Here is a 3,872-nt window from a genome sequence, read left to right as displayed (position 1 = left end):
CTCTTCGGGCTCTCCATGGACTACCAGGTCTTCCTGGTCAGCCGGATGTACGAGGAGTGGCGGCGCACCCGCGACAACCGCACCGCGGTCCGGGTGGGGCTCGCCGAGACCAGCCGGGTCATCAACTCCGCGGCCGTCATCATGATCGCGGTCTTCTCGGCGTTCGTGCTGAGCGGCGACCGGATCATCGCGATGTTCGGCATCGGGCTGGCGGCCGCCGTCGCCCTGGACGCCTTCGTCCTCCGTACGCTCCTGGTGCCCGCGCTGATGCATCTGCTCGGGGGCGCCAACTGGTGGCTGCCGGGCTGGCTGGAGCGGCTGCTGCCGAGGATCAGCATCGAGGCGGAGGGCGACGGCGAGGGGAGCGCCCAGGGCGACGACGGCGAGGGGAGCGCCCAGGGCGATGGCGAGGGTCCGCCGTCCGGACCGGTGGCGGTGCCCGTGCCGCTGCCGGGACAGCCCGCGAACGGCGCGGCGCGGGCCGGTACGGCACGGTCGCCGGTGCCCTAAGGACCCTCCTCGGGCTTCCTCAGCCGTACGGGCGGGGTGCCTAAGTCCCTGGCCCGAGCGAAGATCGGGCAGCCTCCCGATGTGCCGGGCCCTCCTGGGCGACGAGAGTGGACGCGTTCCACGAAACCGCTCGTCACCAGGGAGAACGCCATGCTGCACTATGAGTTGCACCGGATCCGCGAGGCCGAGCTGCGGCGGGAGGCCGCCGCCCACCGGCTGGTCCGGGAGGCGGCGCAGGGGCCCGGCGGCCGGTCGGCCGGGCAGGAGAGCGGAGGGCGGATGAGGCCGGTCCGGCGGTGGCGCGGCGACCGCTCACCACGGTCGTACCGCACGGCGGCCTGACGGCGGCCGGGCCGTGCCGCTCGTCATGGGGGCCGGGGCGGGAGCCGGAACGGGGAGCGCTGAAGCGGTGGGCACCGGAGCGGTGGGGGCCGGAGCGGTGGGGGCCGACGTGGTGGGCGCCGGAAAAGCCGGTGCCGCGGTGTCGGGGCCCTGTGCGATGCTCGACGACGTGCACACCACGTCCGTCAGCCCGGTGTTCATCGGCCGCGCACAGGAGTTGGCCACCCTCGAGGACGCGCTCGCCCGCGCCACCGCGGGCGAGCCGCAGGTGCTGCTGGTGGGGGGAGAGGCGGGGGTCGGCAAGACCCGGCTCATCGACGAGTTCCTGGCCTCGGCCGTGGCCGCGGGGGCGGTCGCGGCGGTCGGCGGCTGTGTGGAAATCGGCGCCGACGGGCTGCCGTTCGCGCCCGTGTCCACCGTGCTGCGCTCACTGCGCCGCAAGCTGGGCACCGAGCTGGACGGGGCCGCCGCCGGTCAGGAGGGCGAACTGGCCCGGCTGCTGCCGGAGCTGGGCGAGACCTCCCGCGCGTCCCACGACGGGGACGGCCGGGCCCGGCTGTTCGAGCTCACCGTCCGGCTGCTGGAGCGGCTGGCCGCCGAGCGCACCCTCGTCGTCGCCATCGAGGATCTGCACTGGGCCGACCGCTCCACCCGCGAGCTGCTCGGCTATCTCTTCCGCTCGCTGCTCAGCGCCCGGCTGCTGGTCGTGGCCACCTACCGCTCCGACGACATCCACCGCCGCCATCCGCTGCGCCCGTTCCTCGCCGAGGTGGACCGGATGCGCGAGGTGCGGCGCATCGAGCTGTCCCGCTTCACCCGCGGCGAGGTGCACGCCCAGCTGACCGGGATCAACGGGGCCGAGCCGGAGCGCGAGCTGGTCGACCGGATCTTCAAGCGCAGCGACGGCAACGCCTTCTTCGTGGAGGAGATCGCCCGCTCCCTCAACGAGGGCTGCGCCACCGGGCTCAGCGAATCGCTGCGCGATCTGCTGCTGGTGCGGGTCGAGGCGCTGCCCGAGGAGGCCCAGGGGGTGGTGCGGATCCTCGCCGAGGGCGGCTCCTCGGTGGAGTACGAACTGCTGCGCGCGGTCGCCCGGCTGGGCGAGGACGAGCTGATCGACGCGCTGCGGGCCGCCGTCGGGGCGAACATCCTGCGCCCCACGGCCGACGACAGCGGCTACCGCTTCCGGCATTCGCTGGTGCGCGAGGCCGTGCGCGACGATCTGCTGCCCGGGGAGCGCTCCCGGCTCAACCGGCGCTTCGCGGAGGCTCTGGAGGCCGAGCCCGCGCTGGTACGGGCCGATGAGCGGGCCGCCCGGCTGGCCAGCTACTGGTACCACGCACACGACCCCGCCAAGGCCCTGCCCGCCGTGCTCCAGGCGTCCGTCGCGGCGCGGCGGCGGTACGCCCACGCGGAGCAGCTGCGACTGCTGGAGCGGGCCATGGAGCTGTGGGAGGACGCCCCCAAGGAGATACGGCGGGCACAGCGGCCCATGGACTACGCGGAGGTGTACCCCGCCCGCGGCTGTGAGGACCAGCCGCTGCGCCATCTCGATCTGCTCGCCGAGGTGGTGGTGGCCGCGCATATGTCCGGGCAGCGGGAGCGGGCGCTGGCCGTCAGCAAGCGGGCCCTGCGGACGCTGGACCGCGGCGGTGACGACCCGCTGCGAGCCGCCTGGTTCTGGACCCAGCAGGGCAAACTGATGGAGGGACTGGCCCGCGGTGACGGCTGGGAGGAGCTGAGCCGCGCCCAGGAGCTGGTGCGCGGGCTGCCGCCGTCCCCCGTGCACGCCGAGGTCATGGCGCAGGTGGCGGGGTGGACGATGACCCACCGGCCAGGTGCCGAGGGCCTGGCCGCCGCCGAACGGGCGGTGGAGCTGGCCCGGCTGGTCGGCGCCGAGAGCACGGAGCTGAACGCCCGCCTGACGCTGGGCTACTTCACCGGTGACTCCGGCGACATCGAGTGCGGGCTGGCCGAGATGCGCGAGGTCTGCGAGCGGGCCCTTGACCTCGGTGACATCAGCGTCCTGGGGCGCTGCTATGTCAATCTGGCCTCGGCGCTGGAGGGGGTCGGCCGGTCGGCCGAGGCGGTGGAGACCGCCGAGGAGGGCGCCCGGATCCTGGACCGCGTCGGCCTGGTGGACTCCCGGGCCTGGGTCTACGGGAATCTGGCCGAGTCGCTGTTCTCCCTGGGCCGCTGGGACGAGGCGGAGGCGGCGGCCCTGAAGACCCGGCGGCTCGCCCTCGGCACCAAGCCGCGCGGCACCGCCGCCAACCGGCTCGCCCAGCTGGCGCTGGCGCGCGGGGAGTGGGACACGGCGGAGCGCGAGCTGGCCGCCGCCCGGGAGCACTACGGCGCCCGCAACACCGAACCGCAGTACACCCTCCAGGTCACGGGGCACGCCATCGAACTCGCGGCGGCCCGTGGCCGGATCCTGGAGGTCCGGGCCCTGCTGGACCAGGCCGTGGAGGCCGGGTTCCCGCCCGGGATGCAGCGCTACGCCTGGCGGTTGCTGTACACGGCCACCGCGGCCGAGTCGGCCGCGCGCGGACTGCCCACGGCCGAGCCGGGCCGGGGCGAGGCGCTGGCCCGCCTCCGGGCGGCCATGAAGCGGGTGCCGCAGCCCGTGCCGGTATGGCGGGCCCACGCGGCGATGGTCCAGGCCGAACTGGCGCGCGCCGAGGGCCGGGACCGTTCCGACCTCTGGGCCGAGGCCACGGCCGCCTTCGCCGCGCTGGACCGCCCCTATCCGCTGGCCCGCGCCCGCCACCGATGGGCGGAGGCGCTGCTCACCCCGGCCCGGAGCACCCAGGCCCGGAGCACCCCGGGCCAAAGCACCCCGGGCCAAAGCGCCTCTGGCGAGGGCGCCTCCGGCCAAGGCACCCCCGGCCAGGGCGCCCCGGCCCAGGCCGATCGCGACCACGCCGCCGAACTGCTCGCCCAGGCGCATGCCGTGGCCGACCGGCTGGGCGCCCGTCCGCTGCGTGAGGAGATCGAGCTGCTGGCCAGGCGCGCCCGGC

The 3,872-nt window shown here is 75.3% G+C and carries 3 protein-coding genes; all 3 read left to right on the top strand.

Annotation, left to right across the window (positions count from 1 at the left end):
* A partial coding sequence (locus tag GWI24_RS41745) for an MMPL family transporter (RefSeq protein WP_210951232.1) occupies positions 1-510 on the top strand: 510 nt, incomplete at its 5' end.
* A gap of 150 nt (positions 511-660) precedes the next feature.
* A complete protein-coding gene (locus GWI24_RS41740) occupies positions 661-852 on the top strand; it encodes a hypothetical protein (protein ID WP_210951231.1) in 192 nt (63 codons plus the stop codon).
* Between the two features lie 157 nt (positions 853-1,009).
* Positions 1,010-3,872: AAA family ATPase (locus tag GWI24_RS41735; protein WP_247617621.1), on the top strand; the 2,863-nt coding region annotated here is incomplete at its 3' end.

The sequence above is a fragment of the Streptomyces sp. MK37H genome, assembly GCF_018035285.1.
Taxonomy (GTDB): Bacteria; Actinomycetota; Actinomycetes; order Streptomycetales; family Streptomycetaceae; genus Streptomyces; species Streptomyces endocoffeicus.
This window is presented reverse-complemented; position numbering and strand designations above follow the sequence as displayed.

Excerpts from the sequence above, each read along its gene's own strand:
- GWI24_RS41740 (WP_210951231.1), top strand. The coding sequence starts at position 661 with ATGCTGCACTATGAGTTGCACCGGATCCGCGAGGCCGAGCTGCGGCGG.